Genomic DNA, 18,553 nt, shown 5'->3' on the forward strand with positions numbered 1-18,553 from the left:
TGATCTCAACCGCGGTTGAGCCCATACGGTGGTGGACGTGACCGCGACGACCACCACTACCGACACCGGCAGTTGGCGTGCGCTGCTTGGCCGCAACTATCTGGGCACCTCGACGCTGCTTGCCGGCGGGGTGGCGCTGTATGCCACCAATGAGTTCCTGACCATCAGCCTGCTGCCCAGCACGGTCGCCGAGATCGGCGGCGAACGTCTGTATGCCTGGGTGACCACGCTGTATCTGGTGGGATCGGTGGTCGCGGCCACGACGGTCTACACCGCGCTGCAGCGGATCGGGGCCCGTTCCGCGTATCTGCTCGGACTGGCCGTGTTCGGCATCGGCAGCATGGTGTGCGCAGCCGCCCCGACCATGGAGGTGCTAGTGGCCGGCCGCACGCTGCAGGGCGCGGCAGGCGGCCTGCTTGCCGGCCTGGGATATGCGGTCATCAACGCCGCCTTGCCGCGCTCGCTGTGGACGCGGGCTTCGGCGCTGGTGTCGGCGATGTGGGGTGTGGCGACTGTGGTCGGGCCCGCGATGGGTGGGCTATTCGCCCAATTCGGGCTGTGGCGCTGGGCGTTCGGCGCGGTGGCGGTGCTGACCGCGGCGATGGGCCTGCTGGTCCCCGTAGTGCTGGCCGCGGGCCGGGTCGCGCCGACCGAAACCCTGCCGGCGCTCAAGGTGCCGGTGTCGTCGCTGTTACTGCTGGGCGCCGCGGCATTGGCGGTCAGCGTCGCCCAAGTGCCGCACAACAACATCGCCACCGGCGGGTTGCTGGCCGCGGCCGCGCTCCTGGTCGTGTCGTTCTTGGTCCTCGATCGGCGGCGACCCGCAGCGGTGTTGCCGCCCAGCGCATTTGGCTCCGGTCCGCTGAAGTGGATCTACCTGACCATGGCGCTCGTGATGGCCGCGGCGATGGTCGACATGTATGTGCCGCTGTTCGGTCAGCGGCTGGCCCATCTGACTCCGGTGGTGGCCGGCTTTCTGGGGGCGGCGCTGGCAGTGGGCTGGACGGTCAGCGAGATCCTCAGCGCATCGCTTGGCAGCAGACGCGTCATTGCCGGGGTGGTCGCGGCGGCGCCGCTGATCATGGCCGTCGGCCTGGGGTTGGGCGCGGTCACCCAAGTCGACAACGCTCCGGTCTCGGTCGTCGCCTTGTGGGCGTTCGCGCTGCTGATCACCGGAGTTGGTATCGGGGTGGCCTGGCCGCATCTTTCGGCGTGGGCGATGGCCTGCGTCGACGATCCCGCCGAGGGCAGCGCCGCGGCTGCCGCTATCAACGTGGTGCAGCTGATCTCCGGCGCGTTCGGCGCCGGGTTGGCCGGTGTCGTGGTCAACAGCACCGACGGCGGTGCCGTCATGGCGGCCCGCTGGCTGTTCGCGGTGTTCGCGGTGCTGGCAGCGGTCGGTGTACTGGCCTCCCACCGGGCCACCCGCGGCCAGAGCCGCGCGGCGGAAAGCTAATCTCAGCCGCGTGGACGCTTTCGCTGCCGGGCGGCTGACCCGCGTACTGGACACCCTGCACTCGGTCGTGTATTTCGCGCCGGAAGCCAATGAGAAGTTCGGCGAACTCGGCTTCGATTTCCGCACCCACTACTTCGCCGGCCGGGCGGCGCCGATGGGCGCTGTTTCGGCGAATGTTGTTGCGGCGACGTTCTATAACTTCAACCCGCGATTGGTCGCAAGCGCGATCCCGGCTGCGTGGGAGCTGGCGTCGCCGCCGACGGTCACCCGGGTGCGCTATGAGATCGTCGCGTCAGTGCTGCCCCGGGTGCTCGGTGACGAGCTCACCGGCTCACCGGAGCTGGCCCGCGCAGCGGCGCTGTTGCGACGCGTCGCCGAGTCGATCCCCAACGCCGAGGGCCGGCCGCTATACGCCGCGCACGCCGAATTGCCCTGGCCCGAAACACCTGTCGTGGCACTGTGGCACGCGATCACCCTGCTGCGTGAGTACCGTGGCGACGGGCACATCGCCGTCTTGGTGGCCAACCGGCTCAGCGGCTTGGAAGCGCTGATCACCCATGTGGCAACGGGAATCGGCTTCACCGCCGAATCCGCTCGGCGATTGCGGGGGTGGAGCCGCGAGGAGTGGAGCGCGACCGTCGAAAGCCTGACGTCGCAAGGTCTGCTGCATTGTGAGGGTGAGTTGACGCATGCCGGTACCGAGCTGCGGTCCAGGCTCGAGGACCTCACCGACGAGCTGGGTTATCCGCCGTGGCGGGCGCTGCCGGCAGACCAGGCCGATGAACTGATGGGTTTTGCCCAGGCGGCTCGTGCGGCTGTACAAGCGGCTGGAGCTTTTCCTGCGGGGGTGTTTGGACCGCGGCACGGTCAGCCCCGCTAGCCCGGGTGGACTTGACGACCTGAGTGCGATGGAATTGCCACCGCTCGACGATCCGGAACCCGAGCTCGCCGGCGAATTGATACGCCGGTGCATGGCCCAACAGCGGCCCCGGCGATAATGCTGATCCGGCCTGATGGTCGGGAAGTGTCTTGTCGCGACTGGAAATTGTCCATACCGTGGTGCAGGCGTCGAGCCGATGCAGCACCAGCCACACCGCGACGTGGCCGTCCCACAGCCAGCCGCGATCCACTGCTCGGTCGCCACGTTCGACGTCGACCAACGGCCGAAACGCCGCCGGCCGGGTGGCCAGCAGCGCGCGGATCGGGCCGGGCCTCCATCCCACGGTGTTGTCGACCAACAGGCAGTCGCCGCGTTTGGCGTGCGCGCTGATGAGGTCGGCCACCTGGCTGTAGTCCCAACTTTCTTTGGCGTACGTCGTGCGTTGGGAGAAAAGGTAATTCGGCGCCGCCGCCGCGGCGAACACGACGACCAGTGCGGCGACGGCCCAGCGCCTCTTCGCGACCGTGACGATGCACACCGCGAGCACCACAGCCATCGCCGGCGCGGTGAAGATCACGTAGCGCGGGTAGTACAGCGGCTCGCTGATCGCCGAGTAGATCAAGCTGATGGCGGTCGGCACCACCATCCACGCGGCGCAGACAACCAACAGCGTGCGGGTGTCGCCGCCCGGTCCCGCTCGGCCGGCCAGCCGGCCCGCGATCGCGGCGACGATCACGGCGGCCGCCAGTAGCGCGAACGGGACGCTGTTGTCGAAGTACTGGTGCAGCGTGACGTCGATGATGTTGTGCCAGTTGAGCGGTGAGATCCAGGCGACCTGAAAAACCTGGCCGTGCGCGAACAGCATGAACGGCGTCATGATCGCCACCGCCCCCGCGGAGGCGATCGCCCACCACAGCAGCACGGATTTGCGGCGGGCGATCACCGGCACAACCAACGCGTATGCCGGCACCATCAGCGCAAGGCCGACATTCAGCAGTATCGAAATCATCAGGGCCACGGCGTAAAGCAGCCACAACCACCATCGGTTCCGCCGTATCGAGGCGATCAGCAGCACGGTCAGCCACACTCCGGCGGCGGCCGCGAAGGCATACGAGCGCGCTTCGATGCCGGCCCACGTCATCCGCGGCAGGATGGCGAAGACAACGCCCGCGCATACCGCGACGGAACGGGGCGAGAACTGCTTGGTGAAGACCACGACACCCGCCGCGGCGAGCCCTACCGCCAACGCGCTCGGGACCCGCGACCAGAACTCGGTCGGCGGGAACACGGCAAACCAGCCGTGCATCAACAGGTAGTACAGGCCGTGTACGGCGTCGATATGGCTCAGCAGCCGCCACAGTTCGGTCAGCGAGCGGCTCGCTGACGCTGAGATGGTTGCTCCCTCGTCGAACCAGAGCGAAGGCCGGCTTGCCGCCGCGCCGCTGATCACGGCGGCCAGCACGGTAACCGCCAGCGGGTCCATGAGCCCGCCCCGACGCCGCGGTGGCGTGCCGGCTGCGGCGACGGCGGCCCTGGGCTCGTCGATTGTCGAGGTAGCCATGATGTGTGTCACTGTAAAGCCAGAATCGTGAACCTAATTACCAGTACAGGCGAAACTCAAACAGCTCCGCTGCTCGACACCGAACACGCCGGTGGGCCTGATGCCGATAATGCTCTGGCGCCCAGAACCTTTCGTTCCCAACGGGCATCCATCACCGAGTGTGCGGGGCAATGGCTGCCGTTGCGCGAAGCGATGCTGTGGCGTTTGCCACCGCGTCGGCGTGTCGCGAATCCGACCATCTGCATGCGGCAACGCGTTACTGTCTTGGGTTGGCGTAGCAACCGACACCTGGGAGGGTAAATGAGCGCCTATCGGACCGTGGTGGTAGGAACCGACGGCTCGGACTCATCGCTGCGCGCGGTGGACCGGGCAGGCAACATCGCCGGGGCGGACGCCAAGCTGATCGTCGCGACGGCATACCTGCCCCAGCAGGAGGATCCGCGGGCCGCCGACGCCCTGAAGGAAGAAAGCTACAAGGTGACCGGCAGCGCCCCGATTTACGCAATTCTGCAAGAGGCGAAGGAGCGGGCCCAGGCCGCCGGCGCCAAGAACGTCGAAGAGCGATCGATCGTCGGCGCCCCGGTCGACGCGCTAGTCAACCTCGCGGAGGAGGTTGACGCCGATCTGCTCGTCGTCGGAAACGTCGGCCTGAGCACGATCGCGGGCCGGCTGCTGGGATCGGTGCCGGCCAACGTCTCACGCCGGGCCAAGGTCGACGTATTGATCGTGCACACCACGCCGTGAGTCGCGGAGGGCCGGCTCACCAGCCGCGCTCGCGCCACTCGCCGAGACTGGGACGCTCGACGCCCAGTGTGGTGTCATCGCCGTGGCCCGGATAGACGACGGTGGAGTCTGCGTACACGTCGAACACCCGGGTTGTGACGTCCTTGAGCAGCTGGGTGAAGTCACCGGGCTTCCACGTCTTGCCGACACCGCCCGGAAACAGGCAGTCACCGGTGAACAACTGGGTGGTCCCACCCGTGGCAGGTCCGTCCAGCGCCAGCGCGATCGAACCCGGCGTGTGGCCGCGCAAATGGATGACGTCGAATGTCAGCTCGCCGATCTGCACCGTGTCGCCGCCCGCCAGCAAGCGGTCCGGCTTGAGGGGCAGTTCGTCGGCGTCGATCTTGTGCGCGGCGGTCGGCGCGCCGGTGGCCTCCGCCAAGTCTTTCAGCGCCTGCCAGTGATCGAAGTGCTTATGGCTGGTGACGATCAGCGACACCTTCGGCGCGTGGCTCCGCACCAGGTCGATGAGGACGTCCGCGTCGTTGGCGGCGTCGATCAGCAGTGTTTCGCCCGTCGCGGAACACGTGATCAGGTAGGCGTTGTTGTCCATGGGGCCCACCGACGCCTTGAGGATCGTCGCGCCCGGCAGCGTGCGCCGCGCTGCGGTACCCGGTTCGACGTGCCCGGTGTAGTTGTCGGATACGACGGCCATAGCGGTCAGGTTACTGGTCGCCGAAGGCTTGTCGGTATGGGCACATAGCATGGGAATGAGCTTCGTCTGGAAAGGGCTTGAGTGGCCGACCGCCTGATCGTCAAGGGTGCGCGTGAGCACAACCTGCGCAGTGTCGATCTTGATTTGCCACGCGACGCGTTGATCGTCTTCACCGGGCTGTCCGGCTCGGGCAAGTCTTCGCTGGCGTTCGACACCATCTTCGCCGAGGGCCAGCGGCGCTACGTGGAGTCGCTGTCCGCCTACGCCCGCCAGTTCCTGGGGCAGATGGACAAGCCCGACGTCGACTTCATCGAGGGGCTGTCGCCGGCGGTGTCCATCGACCAGAAGTCGACCAACCGCAATCCGCGATCGACGGTCGGGACCATCACCGAGGTCTACGACTACCTGCGGCTGCTGTACGCCCGCGCCGGCACCCCGCACTGCCCGGTGTGCGGGCACCGGATCGCGCGCCAGACGCCGCAGCAGATCGTCGATCAGGTGCTGGCGATGCCGGAAGGCACGCGATTTCAGGTGCTCGCGCCCGTCGTCCGTACTCGCAAGGGTGAGTTCGCCGACCTGTTCGAGAAGCTCAACGCCCAGGGATACAGCCGGGTGCGGGTCGACGGCGTGGTGCATCCGCTGACCGGCCCGCCCAAGCTGAAAAAGCAGGAGAAGCACGACATCGAGGTGGTGGTTGACCGCCTTACCGTCAAGGCCACCGCCAAGCAGCGCCTCACCGACTCGGTGGAGACAGCGCTGAACCTGGCCGACGGCATCGTCGTGCTGGAATTCGTCGACCACGAACACGACGCGCACAACCGAGAGCAGCGGTTCTCCGAGAAGCTGGCCTGCCCCAATGGGCACTCGCTGGGCGTCGACGACCTGGAGCCCCGGTCGTTCTCGTTCAACTCGCCCTACGGCGCCTGCCCGGAGTGCGTCGGTCTGGGCATCCGCAAGGAGGTCGACCCCGATCTGGTGGTGCCCGACCCGGATCGCACCTTGGCGCAGGGCGCTGTCGCGCCATGGTCGATGGGCCACACCGCGGACTACTTCACCAGGATGATGGCCAGCCTCGGTGAGGCGATGGGCTTCGACGTCAACACCCCCTGGCGCAAGCTACCGGCCAAGGCGCGCAAGGCGATTCTGGAGGGCTGTGACGAGCAGGTGCACGTCCGCTATCGCAACCGGTACGGCCGCACCCGGTCCTACTACGCCGATTTCGAAGGCGTGCTGGCGTTTCTGCAGCGCAAGATGGACCAGACCGAATCCGAGCAGATGAAGGAGCGCTACGAGGGTTTCATGCGCGACGTGCCCTGCCCGGTGTGCGAGGGCACGAGGCTGAAGCCGGAAATCCTGGCGGTGACGTTGGCTGGGGACTTTGGGGGTGAGCGCGCCCAGAAGTCCATCGCCGAGGTGTGCGAGCTGTCCATTTCCGAATGCGCCGAGTTTTTGGGCGCGCTCACCTTGGGCACCCGCGAACAGGCGATCGCCGGACAGGTGCTCAAGGAAATACAGTCGCGGCTGGGCTTTCTGCTTGACGTCGGCCTGGAGTATCTGTCCCTGTCCCGTGCGGCGGCGACGTTGTCCGGCGGTGAGGCGCAACGCATCCGGCTGGCCACCCAGATCGGCTCCGGCCTGGTGGGCGTGCTGTATGTGCTCGACGAGCCGTCGATCGGGCTGCACCAGCGAGACAATCGCCGCCTCATCGAAACCCTCACCCGGCTAAGGGATTTGGGTAACACACTGATCGTCGTCGAGCATGATCTGGACACCATCGCGCACGCCGACTGGATCGTCGACATCGGTCCGGGGGCCGGCGAGCATGGCGGCAGCATCGTGCACAGCGGGCCCTACGATGAGTTGCTGCGCAACAAGGACTCGATCACCGGCGCCTATCTGTCGGGCAAGGAAAGCATTGAGACCCCGGCCATCCGACGTCCGGTCGACCGGCGGCGTCGACTTACGGTGGTCAACGCACACGAGCACAACCTGCGCGGGATCGACGTGTCGTTTCCGCTCGGCGTCCTGACATCGGTGACCGGCGTGTCCGGCTCCGGCAAGTCGACGTTGGTCAACGACATCCTGGCCGCGGTGTTGGCGAACAGGCTGAACAACGCCCGGCAAGTCCCGGGCCGGCACACCCGGGTCACCGGGCTCGACTACGTGGACAAGCTGGTCCGGGTGGACCAGTCACCGATCGGTCGCACGCCGCGGTCCAACCCGGCGACCTACACCGGGGTGTTCGACAAGATCCGCACTCTGTTCGCGGCGACGACCGAGGCCAAAGTGCGCGGCTATCAGCCGGGCCGATTCTCGTTCAATGTCAAGGGCGGTCGCTGCGAGGCATGCACGGGCGACGGCACGATCAAGATCGAGATGAACTTCCTGCCCGACGTGTATGTGCCCTGCGAGGTATGTCACGGCGCCCGCTACAACCGCGAGACGCTCGAGGTGCATTACAAGGGCAAGACCATCGCCGAAGTGTTGGACATGTCGATCGAGGAGGCCGCCTCGTTCTTCGAGCCGATCACCGGGATACACCGCTATCTGCAGACCCTGGTCGATGTCGGGCTCGGCTACGTGCGGCTCGGCCAGCCCGCGCCGACTCTGTCCGGTGGTGAGGCACAACGGGTGAAGCTGGCATCCGAGCTGCAGAAGCGCTCCACCGGGCGCACCGTCTACATCCTCGACGAGCCGACCACCGGTTTGCACTTCGACGACATCCGCAAGCTGCTCAATGTCCTCAATGGCCTTGTCGACAAGGGCAATACAGTGATCGTCATCGAGCACAACCTGGACGTGATCAAGACGTCGGACTGGATCATCGACATGGGCCCCGAGGGCGGCGCCGAAGGCGGGACGATCGTCGCCGAGGGCACGCCGGAGGACATCGCAAATGTGCCGGAGAGCTACACCGGCAAGTTCCTCGCCGACACGCTCGGAGTGCCCACGGTTCCGTCGAAACGGTCCAGCGGACGCCGGCGGGTCAGCGCGTAGCCTCTTATCGCGCTGACTGCTTAGCGCGCGGCCTTCGAGAGCGGCGACGGGAACCGCGGGCTGATCCGTACCCCGTCCAGCCAGCCGGTGAGGTCGTCGGCCCGGCGCTGCAACGCTCGTCGAGCGTCACGGCCGGGGTCCTCCAGCAGCTGCAGCTGCACGCGAGCGTCGGCGTCCTGATACCAGCCGCCCACCACGCGGCCGTTCCACCACGCGGTGGGGCCGGCGTTGCCGGTGCGGTCGAACAACTGGTCGCGGTGTTCACCGAGATACCAGTCGCGTTGGTACCAGCCCATGGTGGTGGCGTCGAGCCCGGGCAGCAGCGCGACCCATTGCGGCACATCCCCCTCGGGCTCCAGGTCATCGGGCAACGCGTAGCCGGGACTGCCATGTAAGTCGACTTCCACCGCGTCGATGTCGGAGAGAGCGTTGCGTGCCGCAGTCAAGGTGGTGTCGATCCACCACTTGACGTCCTCGGCGGTGGCGGGCCCGAACGTGCGCAGCCATCGCCGGGTCAGCTCGGCGCGGGCGGCGTGCGCGGGCATCGGCTCGGCCCGGTCGGTCAGCCACTTGTCGACGGTGGCCCAACGGGGTCGCGACGTGGTCCACGGCCCGTCATTGGGTCCGCGCACAATATCGCCGCGAGCCGAGAGCACCGTAAGCACGCGTGGCGCGAGCGGAACCGTGCCGCCCCAAGGCTTTCCCGGCGCCGGATCGTAGGTTGCGGACAACTCGGGCAGTTCGGCCCGCAACTCGGTGCTGCTGGCGACACCGTGTTCGGCCAGGCGACCCAGCACCGCCGCGCAAGCCTGGTCCAGCCAACGCTCGCCGTCTGCGGCGGCCCCCGCCTTTCGCACGTCGGCGATCAGCCGGCGGCGTTCGTTGTCCGCAACCCGGTCACTTGCCGCCGGCTGAATCATCGCCAGGTCATCGGCGTTAATCAGCCACAGGGTCCGCCGCATCGCCAGATGCCGGACCATAGAACGCTTCTGGTATAACTCGTCGTCCAAGTCGGCAGTTACAAAACCCGACATGCGCGCCCACAGCGACAGGTACGGCGTCGCTGGATCAGTGGCATGTAGACCAACCAGTGCGGTAGTGATCGACGCTATCGAGTCCGACTCGCCATCCGACAGAAAATGCCTGTGCGCCAAGCGGGTCCGTCGCTCAGCGACGCTAAACGTTCGCACCGCTCAATCGGAATCCTCGTGCATTGATTTGCGGATTTCGGCCAGGCGGTCGGCGGCCGCTTGCTGCTGTGCCTGATATTGCTCCTCGACGCTGCGGCCCTCCGCGGTCTCCGCATCTAATTCCGCGGCGCCCAACGACGTTCCGTACCGCGTCTCGATCTTCTCGCGGACCGATTCGAACGTCGGCACGCCCGAACTGTCGTATCCGGGGTCGGGGTCTGGTTCGTCGGGCACGGCTCCACGTTACCGGTGGCGGTCCAGGTAGCGCGCCATTTGCTCCCAGTACACCAGCGTCAGCGCCATCTGCGCCGCGGTCGCGGCGGCCGCTGGTACCAGGCGGTGCCGTCGCGCCGCGACGATCGCGATCACGGCGGCAGCCGAGGTCACTGCGGTCAACGCCGCCGCGGCGTCCTTCGGTCTGCGGGTGATCCACAGTTCTTCGCCGAGCATCGCCCGGGTCGCCCAACTGTGCTCATCGGTGACCTTCGGGAAGATGATCGGGTTGACCGCCAGCCACGCGCCGACCAAGACCGCATGGCTCGGTCGCCGCGTCCACACGGGCACCAACACCAGCGGTGTACTCGCCCAGCGCGTCCACGCGCTCCACGGGTTGGCGTGGCGAGCGAATATCGCGCGGCGAACGCGTGCCAGCAGTGACATGGAGGGGTTACGCGCGCGGAGGGGAGGCGTTCGGTAATAGAATCCGGGGTACGCCCGGCGTGCCCAGCCGGCCGGCCAGCCAGGGCAGTGCAGCCGTGAAGGCCTTACTCGCAAACGGCCAATCGTGTCTGCCGGGCTGGGCGACGATCGCGCAGTCGATGCCGTTGGCGCGGCCGAGGTGGCACAACGACTCAGCGGCGGCGGTCTGCTCGTTGCGCGCAGTGGTCTGCTGGCCGTTGGTTGTTGCCCCGCCGGTCTCGGCCACCGGGGTGCTGCGATGCCGTGGCGGCAGGTTGTCGGAAGAAATATCGAACCAACCCGAAACCCCGGAATAGCGGCCGTGTTTGGTGATCACCGTGGTTGGGTCGAACGCGGCCCACGCTTTGGCGTCGCCGCCGAACAGCCGGGCGATGGTCTGCGCCTTGGTCCCGGTGTCGGGGCCGAAGTCGCCGGCGATGTCGACGAATGAGCTGAACAACTCCGGGTGCATGACGGTGAGATCCAGCGCGCACGTTCCGCCCATGGACCAGCCGACGATACCCCAGTTCGACGGCTTAGCACTGACCCCGAAATGCGAAACCATATACGGAACGACGTCTTTGGTCAGATGGTCGGCCGCATTGCCGCGTGTTCCGTTGACGCATTCGGTGTCGTTGTTGAACGCTCCGCCGGAATCCACGAACACGAACACCGGGGCGTTGCCGCCATGCGCGATCGTGAAGTCGTCGATCGTCGTCACGGCATTGCCGGCCCGCAGCCAATCGGCGGGTGTGTTGAACTCGCCGCCGATCATCATCACGGTCGGCAGCTGCGGCGGTGCTGGTCCTGGATGGGCAAACCATGCCGGCGGCAGGTAGACCAGTTCACCGCGATGCTTGAAGTGCGACGCGTTGTCGGGGATCCTCACCGCCAGCACGCTGCCCCGGTGCGGCCGAATCCCCTTGGCGGCCATGGCGTTGACACTGGCCGGGTCGGTTTCGTCGGGCAGCGGCCCGGCGGTGAGCTGGTTCCACGCGGTTTGCACGGTGGGGAAATAGCCGACCCACATGTTGAGCGCGAGCGCCGAACTGAGCAGACACAGCGGCACCGCCAACACCGATGCGGCGCGCCGCCACCAGCGTGCGCTGGGCCAGCCCAGGACCAGGATCGCTACGGCGGCACCGCTAAAGGCGATCCAGCACCACAGCAGCCACGGCGCCGGGTCGTCGGCCAGGCCGTCGATGGTGATGAACCAGTGCGCCCACGCGGCCACCGCCACCCCGACGCCCGCCGCCACCGGCAACCAGACCAGACGCCAACGGCGCGATCGCCACCCGATCGCCAGCAGCAGCACCGACGCGGTGACGGCCTGGATCGTGCTGGGGACCCAGCCGTGCATCAGCGACGTATGGTGTCCGCTCAGCAGGGGCGCGGCGACGATCACCGTTGAATCTGTCACAGAATCCATTGTGACTCATCCTGACCGACGTTTCTGGTTGCTGTCTGCAAAACGCGGCAGGTACACGCGGTTAACGGGGTTTCGCCAACGGGAACGGCAGGGTCTCTCGGATGCTGCGGCCGGTGACGAGCATGACCACGCGGTCGACACCCATCCCGAGGCCCCCGGTGGGCGGCATCGCGTACTCCATGGCATGCAGGAAGTCCTCGTCGAACTCCATGGCTTCAGGATCCCCGCCGGCGGCCCGCAAGGACTGCTCGTGTAACCGGCGCCGCTGCTCCACCGGGTCGGTGAGCTCGCTGTAGGCGGTCCCCAGCTCCACGCCCCAGGCGACCAGATCCCACCGCTCAGCCAAGCCGGGCTTGCTGCGATGCGGCCGGGTCAGCGGCGACACCGAGGTGGGGAAGTCGATGTAGAACGTCGGTTCCTCGGTCCGAGCCTCCACCAGTTGTTCGTAGAGCTCCAGCACCACGGCGCCGGCGTCCCAGCGCGTCAGGTACGGAATCTGCGCGGCGTCGCAAAGCTTGCGCAGCGTGGACAATTCGGTGGTGGCGTCAACGTGTTCGCCGAGCGCCTCGGACACCGCGTCGTGCACGGTCTTCACCGGCCACTCGCCGGATATGTCGACCGGTTCCAGACAGTCGCCATGGCCGCCCGCACGCGGCCGCATCACCACCCGCGCGCCGTTTGCGGCGTGGGCGGCGTTTTGGATCAGCTCGCGGCAGCCATCGATCCAGTCGGTGTAATCGGCGTGCGCCTGATATGCCTCCAGCAGAGTGAACTCCGGGTTGTGACTGAAGTCGGCACCCTCGTTGCGGAACGCCCGGCCCAGCTCGAAGACTCGTTCCACACCGCCGACACATAGCCGCTTCAGATACAGCTCGGGCGCTATCCGCAGGTACAGGTCGAGGTCGTAGGCGTTGATGTGGGTGACGAACGGGCGGGCGGCGGCGCCGCCATGCACCTGCTGCAGGATCGGGGTCTCGACCTCGACAAACCCCTTGGCGCACAGGGTTTCCCTGATTGCGCGCAGCACGCTGCTGCGAGCGGTGATCAGCTCGCGGGACTCGGGATTGACCGCCAGATCGACATAGCGGCTACGCAAGCGAGCCTCCGGGTCAGTCAGCCCCTTCCATTTGTTGGGCAGCGGCCGCAAGCACTTACCGATCAGCCGCCAGCTGCGAACGATCAGCGACCTTGTTCCCGTCTTGCTGAAGCCCATTTGACCGGTCACCTCGACCAGGTCGCCGAGGTCGATGGCCTTGGTGAAATCCGCGTTGCGCCCGTGTTCCAGAAGCGAATTGTCCAGCAGCAGCTGCACTTCCGCTGACCAGTCGCGCAGCTGTGCAAACAGAACGCCGCCGAAGTCGCGGATCCGCAGCACCCGTCCCGACACGGAGACGGCGGTCTGATCGTCGGCGCCGAGCGCCCGGGCGACGGTGTGGCTGGGTGGCTGTCCCACCGGGTAGGGGTCGACGCCGTTGTCCTGCAGCATCTTCAGCTTGGACAGCCGCACTCGCATCTGTTCGGGTAGCCGGCGTTGGCGCTCGTCGCCGGCTCCCAGCTCAGCGTGGCGCAAGCCGGATACATCCGGCGCCGAGCCGTCGTGGTGCAACAGCCCAGTGGCCACGAGTGTCGGTGGCACGGACGGGTGATGGCCGGTGTGTTGCCTGTTGCGCCGAGTGAACGGCAGCACAAGGAAACCCTCCGCAATCACCGAGGCGACGCCGACCCGAGGGATCATGCGAGCGTCCTCGTAGCAGGCGTACCGCGGCACCCACTCGGGTTGGTACTTCGCGTTCGAGCGGTACAGCGTCTCCAACTGCCACCACCGGGAGAAGAACAGCAAGAATCCGCGCCACAACCGTGCAACCGGGCCGGCGCCGAGTTGAGCGCCCTGCTCGAACGCCGAGCGGAACATGGCGAAGTTCAGCGAAATACGGCTGATCCCAATACGTTCAGCGTGCAAAGCGAGCTCGCTGACCATCAGCTCGATCGTCCCGTTCGGGGACTGCGGAGAACGACGCATCAGATCCAGCGAAGCGCCGTTGTGTCCCCACGGCACCAGCGAAAGCATTGCAACCACAGTGCGGTCGGGTCGGATCGCTTCGACCAGCAGCGAGTCGGCGTCGGCGGGATCGCCCAGCCGGCCCAACGCCATCGAGAAGCCCCGCTCGGATTCGGTGTCCCGCCAGGCATCCGCGCGTTCGATCACCCGGGCCATCTCGTCGGCGTCGACGTCGCCGTGCCGGCGGATCCGCACGGAAAGCCCGGCCCGCCGCGCCCGCGTCACCGCCTGGCGCACCCCGCGCATATCTCGACCGGAGAGTCTGAAATTCGCAGTGTGCAGGATGGCCTCGTCGCCGAGCTCCAGCGCGTTCAGCCCGGCGTCGCGAAATGCCTTGGCCCCTGCCGAACTGGCGCCCATGTTCCCGGGCGTCCAGCCATACGTCTGGCACAGCCGCAACCAGGCATCGATGGCCTGCGGCCACGCGCGTGGGTCGCCGACGGGATCGCCGCTGGCCAGACACACGCCGACCTCGACGCGATAGGTGATGGCGGCGCGGCCGCTCGGCGCGAAAACCACCGACTTGTCCCGGCGAGTGGCGAAGTAGCCCAGCGAGTCGTTCTTGCCGTACAGCTCGAGCAGGCCGCGGATGGCGGATTCGTCCTCTCCGGTGAGGGCGTTTTCGGCGCGCTGCGATTGGAACAGCACAATCGCCGCGGCGATCAGCGCGAGCGCGCTGAACAGCCCGAAGACCGCGTTGAGCAGAACGTGCGGCTTGCCCGTGAACGAGCCCGGCCCGGCCAGGGCGAATCCGACTATGCGGTCCACCACGTAGAAGAACCGGTCCTCGCGCGCCAGCGTGCCGGGAAACATCTCGACCAGCGCCCAGGCCGCCAGGATTCCCATCGCCCAGCCGGCGAACAGCACCCCTGCCGCCTTGTAGAGTGCGCCCGGCCGCACCTTGGCCCAGAACTCCCGGTAGCCCAAAACCAGAATCGCGAGCGCGGCCACGTGCAAGACGAGTCCGAGGTTCTCGCCGAAGAGATTGAACGGGGTATTGAAGGGGATATGGCTGCCGACCGTCAGGTCGGCAATGTTCCACGCGGCCGCCACGACCAGATTGATGACCAGGAGCCACCAGGCGATCCGCTTACGCGCGGTGAGCGCTCCGGCCAGCAACGCCAACACGAACGACCACGCGAAGCTGGTGTCGGGAAAGTTGAATATGTAGTCGTTGATGAACTCGCGCGGCACTTTGATGACCCACCGGACCAGCGGCGACACGCTGGCGATCAACGACAGCGTGGCGATGACGCCGACGGTCCACCCGGCGGCCGCGGGGACCCAGCGGAACCGGCTCCCCGGCCGAGACGCAGTGAGTGTCACAGACCGCGAGGATATTCCCTCAAACTCCGAATCGCCTGCCAGCAACCCGCCGGATATCCGGCTCAGCCATCATCACTGCTAGACTCGTGGACGCGACCGTCCCGGCGAAGGCCAGGGACAGCAAGTGGAGTCCCACTCCCACCGTTGGCCACGAAATCGTTTCAAGGCTCAGCGGTCCGGTCACAGGCACCTCGCGGTGCCTGCTCTGCGCATGACGCAGGCGGCTCGACCCAACGGGCCGTGATCGGTCGGCACAAGGGCCCTGCTTATGCAGGGCCTTTTCGCTGATGGTGTGGTATTTCGACCGCTGGATCTCCGACATCGGCCGGTCGCGACCGAAATACAACCAGGGAGGCCCCATCAGCACTGAGACCCGCGTCAACGAACGCATCCGCGTACCTGAAGTCCGTCTGATCGGTCCGGGAGGGGAGCAGGTAGGCATCGTGCGCATCGAAGATGCACTCCGCGTCGCCGCGGACGCCGATCTCGACCTTGTCGAAGTTGCTCCGAACGCCCGGCCACCGGTCTGCAAGATCATGGACTACGGCAAGTTCAAATACGAGGCGGCGCAGAAGGCGCGCGAGTCTCGCAAGAACCAGCAGCAGACCGTCGTCAAAGAACAGAAGTTGCGCCCCAAGATCGACGATCACGACTACGAGACCAAAAAGGGCCACGTGATCCGGTTCCTGGAGGCGGGATCGAAAGTCAAGGTAACCATCATGTTCCGCGGACGTGAGCAGTCGCGGCCCGAACTGGGCTATCGGCTGCTGCAGCGCCTGGGCGCCGACGTCGCCGACTATGGATTCGTCGAGACGTCGGCGAAGCAGGACGGACGCAACATGACGATGGTGCTGGCACCGCACCGCGGCGCGAAGACTCGGGCCCGTGCCGCGCAGCAAGCCGGCAGCCCCGCGCCCCGGCCGGCGCCCAACAGCGACGTCGAACCATCGGCCAACTGACACAGCAGAACTGAGGACACATGCCTAAAGCCAAGACCCACAGCGGAGCCTCGAAGCGGTTCCGGCGCACCGGAACCGGCAAGCTCGCGCGCCAGCAGGCCAACCGCAGACACAATTTCGAGCACAAGCCGTCTACCCGGACACGCCGGCTGGAAGGCCGCACCGCGGTGTCCGCCAACGACACCAAGCGGGTCAAGAAGCTGCTGAACGGCTAACGATCACGTCCACACGAGGATAGGAACACCCATGGCACGCGTGAAGCGGGCGGTCAACGCCCATAAGAAGCGCCGCACCATTCTGAAAGCCTCGCGAGGCTATCGCGGTCAGCGATCCCGGCTTTACCGCAAAGCCAAAGAGCAGCAACTGCATTCACTGAACTACGCCTTCCGCGATCGCCGCGCACGCAAGGGCGAGTTCCGCAAGCTGTGGATCTCGCGGATCAACGCGGCGGCCCGCGCCAACGACATCACCTACAACCGACTGATTCAGGGCCTCAAGGCCGCCGGTGTCGAGGTCGACCGCAAGAACCTCGCCGAGATCGCCGTGAGCGATCCCGGGGCGTTCACCGCGCTGGTCGACGTCGCCAGGGCCGCTCTGCCCGACGACGTCAACGCACCCTCCGGAGAGGCCGCTTAAGCCCCGCGGCGCCAAGCCGGTGCTCACCGAACGTTCGACCCGCGTGGTCGCGGCGGTCAAACTGCATCGGCATGTCGCGCGGCGCCGGGCCCAGCGGTTCCTGGCCGAGGGTGCAAACCTTGTGGAGGCGGCGTCCCGGCGCGGATTGACCCGCGAGGTCTTCGTCACCGAGGCGGCTTCCCAGCGCTACGCCGCGCTGCTCGCGCAGCAGCATGCACCGGTGCACCTGGTGACCGAGCGCGCGGCAAAAGCGTTGTCGGAAACGGTGACTCCGGCCGGCCTGGTGGCGGTCTGTGAGACCCCCGCCACCGGCCTCGACGACGTGCTGGCCAGCGGTCCGCGGTTGGTCGCTGTCGCTGTGGAGATCGGCGAGCCGGGTAACGCGGGTACATTGATCCGCATCGCCGATGCGATGGGAGCCGCCGCGGTGGTTCTCGGCGGCCACAGCGTCGACCCGTACAACGGCAAATGCCTACGCGCCTCGGCCGGCAGCATGTTCTCGATCCCGGTCGTGGTCGCGCCGGATATCGGCGGGGCTGTCAGTGCGCTGCGCGATGCGGGGCTACAGGTGCTCGCCACCACGGTCGACGGTGAGCTGTGTTTGGACGATGCTGAACTCGCCGAGCCGACGGCGTGGCTGTTCGGCGCGGAATCTCACGGTCTGTCCGCCCAGGTGGCGGGTCAGGCGCACCACCGGGTGCGGATCCCGATGTCGGGCGACGCGCAGAGTCTCAATGTGGCTGCGGCCGCGGCGATTTGCCTTTATCAGAGCGCCCGGGCGCAGTGCTAGTCAGGCGGCCTTGCCGCGACCTCGCGCTGGACGCAGGCCAGCCAACGAGAACGTGGTGTGCACAAGCGACCCTGCGCGCTCGATGATGTTTTTGGCGGGGTGGGTGCGAGGGGGGAAATAGTGCATCGGCAGCCCGCGTCGATCGCGCGGCGGTGCCATGAATCGCGGCGCCTCCACCAACGGCGCGTCGGCGGGGATTCGCCCCTCGGCGCGGCGGTAAGCGGCCAGCGCGCGCGGATGTAACCGAATCTCGTCGGGAACCGCCAAAAACGCCAGCTCGACCACCTTGCCGAACAGGCGCAGCAACACCTCGTCGCCCGGTGTCCAACGCATTCCGGCCTTTTCGCGTACCACCGGGTCGAACAGTCCGGCGGCGATCCAGCGCTGCCCCGCGGCGAGCGGCTTGAACAACTGATCCCAGAGAGGAGTGGGCATCAGCACGAACTTCGGTTTGGGAATGCGGATCTGGAAGATGTCCAGGGTGGCCTGGTTGATCTCCAGCTCCTCGCGGCAGACCCTCTCCCAGTACTCCTGAAACTCCTCCCACGACCTGGGCACCGGTCGCATGCTCATTCCGTACATCCGGTACCACTGCACGTGCTCGTCGAACAGCTGGCGCTTCTCGGCCTCGGTCAATCCGCCGCAGAAGTATTCGGCGACCTTGATCACCAGCATGAAAAACGTCGCGTGCGCCCAGTAGAAGGTTTCCGGGTTCAGCGCGTGGTAGCGACGGCCGACCGCGTCGACGCCCTTGATGGTGCGGTGATACTGCTTGATCTGCCGGCCGGTCTGTGCCGCGCGATTGCCGTCGTAGACAACGCCCATGATCGGATACACCGACCGTGCCACTCGTTGCAGCGGTTCGCGCAGCAGGATGGAATGCTCCTCGACGCCGGCGCCCAACTCCGGATACATGTTCTGGATCGCGCCGATCCACACACCCATCATCCCGGTGCGCAGATCGCCGAAGTACTTCCAGGTCAACGAATCCGGTCCGAGCGGCTCGGCCTGGACGGCGCGCTCTGCGTGCTCAATCGAGTCCTGCGTCATCACGGCCTCCTGGGTCCCTGATGCGTCCCACGATAATGTTGACAACGTATGTTGTCTATGATTTCCCGGCGTGCCGCGCCGTACTGTTATCGACCGCCGTAACC

General features: G+C 66.7%; 15 protein-coding genes and 1 pseudogene. 8 read left to right on the forward strand and 8 right to left on the reverse strand.

From position 1 onward, the window contains the following. The first annotated feature begins 37 nt into the window (after positions 1–37). Together AWC06_RS10655 and AWC06_RS23965 are read left to right on the forward strand one after the other, a co-directional pair. The gene (locus AWC06_RS10655) at positions 38–1,456 is read left to right on the forward strand and encodes an MFS transporter (RefSeq protein WP_211281944.1); all 1,419 of its coding nucleotides are present in this window, start codon (positions 38–40) and stop codon (positions 1,454–1,456) included. A 10-nt stretch (positions 1,457–1,466) separates the two neighbouring features. Then, positions 1,467–2,336 carry an SCO6745 family protein gene (locus AWC06_RS23965; RefSeq protein WP_085197170.1) on the forward strand — a complete coding sequence of 290 codons (870 nt, stop codon included), beginning with the start codon at positions 1,467–1,469 and terminating at the stop codon, positions 2,334–2,336. 1 nt (position 2,337) lies between these two features. Here AWC06_RS23965 and AWC06_RS23870 read toward each other — a convergent pair. Then, positions 2,338–3,897, reverse strand: a pseudogene (locus AWC06_RS23870) (mannosyltransferase); the annotation flags it as partial. A 300-nt stretch (positions 3,898–4,197) separates the two neighbouring features. Between AWC06_RS23870 and AWC06_RS10670 the strand changes: the two are divergent. Continuing rightward, positions 4,198–4,641 carry a universal stress protein gene (locus AWC06_RS10670; protein WP_085197172.1) on the forward strand — a complete coding sequence of 148 codons (444 nt, stop codon included), beginning with the start codon at positions 4,198–4,200 and terminating at the stop codon, positions 4,639–4,641. A 16-nt stretch (positions 4,642–4,657) separates the two neighbouring features. On the opposite strand, the gene AWC06_RS10675 is transcribed toward AWC06_RS10670, so the two are convergent. Beyond that, positions 4,658–5,335, reverse strand: a complete 678-nt coding sequence (locus AWC06_RS10675; RefSeq protein WP_085197174.1) for an MBL fold metallo-hydrolase — start codon at positions 5,333–5,335, stop codon at positions 4,658–4,660. An 81-nt stretch (positions 5,336–5,416) separates the two neighbouring features. On the opposite strand from AWC06_RS10675, the gene uvrA reads away from it, so the two are divergent. After that, positions 5,417–8,332 carry an excinuclease ABC subunit UvrA gene (gene uvrA / locus AWC06_RS10680; protein ID WP_085197176.1) on the forward strand — a complete coding sequence of 972 codons (2,916 nt, stop codon included), beginning with the start codon at positions 5,417–5,419 and terminating at the stop codon, positions 8,330–8,332. 20 nt (positions 8,333–8,352) lie between these two features. Here uvrA and AWC06_RS10685 read toward each other — a convergent pair whose 3' ends face one another. From AWC06_RS10685 to lysX, 5 genes are all read right to left on the reverse strand, one after another. Further along, entirely contained in the window at positions 8,353–9,522 is a 1,170-nt protein-coding gene (locus AWC06_RS10685) for a winged helix DNA-binding domain-containing protein (RefSeq protein ID WP_085197178.1), read from the reverse strand. 3 nt (positions 9,523–9,525) lie between these two features. Continuing rightward, complete coding sequence (locus tag AWC06_RS10690) at positions 9,526–9,756, reverse strand: PspA/IM30 family protein (RefSeq protein ID WP_085197180.1); 231 nt, start codon at positions 9,754–9,756, stop codon at positions 9,526–9,528. 9 nt (positions 9,757–9,765) lie between these two features. After that, entirely contained in the window at positions 9,766–10,182 is a 417-nt protein-coding gene (locus AWC06_RS10695; RefSeq protein ID WP_085197182.1) for a DUF6653 family protein, read from the reverse strand. Between the two features lie 7 nt (positions 10,183–10,189). Further along, the gene (locus AWC06_RS10700) at positions 10,190–11,629 is read right to left on the reverse strand and encodes an alpha/beta hydrolase (RefSeq protein ID WP_211281945.1); all 1,440 of its coding nucleotides are present in this window, start codon (positions 11,627–11,629) and stop codon (positions 10,190–10,192) included. Between the two features lie 61 nt (positions 11,630–11,690). Continuing rightward, on the reverse strand, positions 11,691–15,014 hold the full coding sequence (lysX, locus tag AWC06_RS10705; protein ID WP_211281946.1) for a bifunctional lysylphosphatidylglycerol synthetase/lysine--tRNA ligase LysX: 3,324 nt from the start codon (positions 15,012–15,014) through the stop codon (positions 11,691–11,693). A 359-nt stretch (positions 15,015–15,373) separates the two neighbouring features. Between lysX and infC the strand changes: the two genes are divergently transcribed. From infC to AWC06_RS10725, 4 genes are read left to right on the forward strand one after another with little or no spacing between them, the layout of a single operon-like run. After that, positions 15,374–15,973: a translation initiation factor IF-3 gene (gene infC / locus AWC06_RS10710; protein WP_169715334.1), complete on the forward strand. Its 600-nt coding sequence runs from the start codon at positions 15,374–15,376 to the stop codon at positions 15,971–15,973. A gap of 20 nt (positions 15,974–15,993) precedes the next feature. After that, entirely contained in the window at positions 15,994–16,188 is a 195-nt protein-coding gene (gene rpmI / locus AWC06_RS10715) for a 50S ribosomal protein L35 (protein WP_085197188.1), read from the forward strand. 31 nt (positions 16,189–16,219) lie between these two features. Then, complete coding sequence (gene rplT, locus AWC06_RS10720; protein WP_085197190.1) at positions 16,220–16,609, forward strand: 50S ribosomal protein L20; 390 nt, start codon at positions 16,220–16,222, stop codon at positions 16,607–16,609. 19 nt (positions 16,610–16,628) lie between these two features. Next, complete coding sequence (locus AWC06_RS10725; RefSeq protein ID WP_085197192.1) at positions 16,629–17,399, forward strand: TrmH family RNA methyltransferase; 771 nt, start codon at positions 16,629–16,631, stop codon at positions 17,397–17,399. On the opposite strand, the gene AWC06_RS10730 is transcribed toward AWC06_RS10725, so the two are convergent. Then, positions 17,400–18,449 carry an oxygenase MpaB family protein gene (locus tag AWC06_RS10730; protein ID WP_085197236.1) on the reverse strand — a complete coding sequence of 350 codons (1,050 nt, stop codon included), beginning with the start codon at positions 18,447–18,449 and terminating at the stop codon, positions 17,400–17,402. It abuts the gene before it with no gap. Between the last annotated feature and the right edge of the window lie 104 nt (positions 18,450–18,553).

Source organism: Mycobacterium fragae, from assembly GCF_002102185.1.
Taxonomy (GTDB): Bacteria; Actinomycetota; Actinomycetes; order Mycobacteriales; family Mycobacteriaceae; genus Mycobacterium; species Mycobacterium fragae.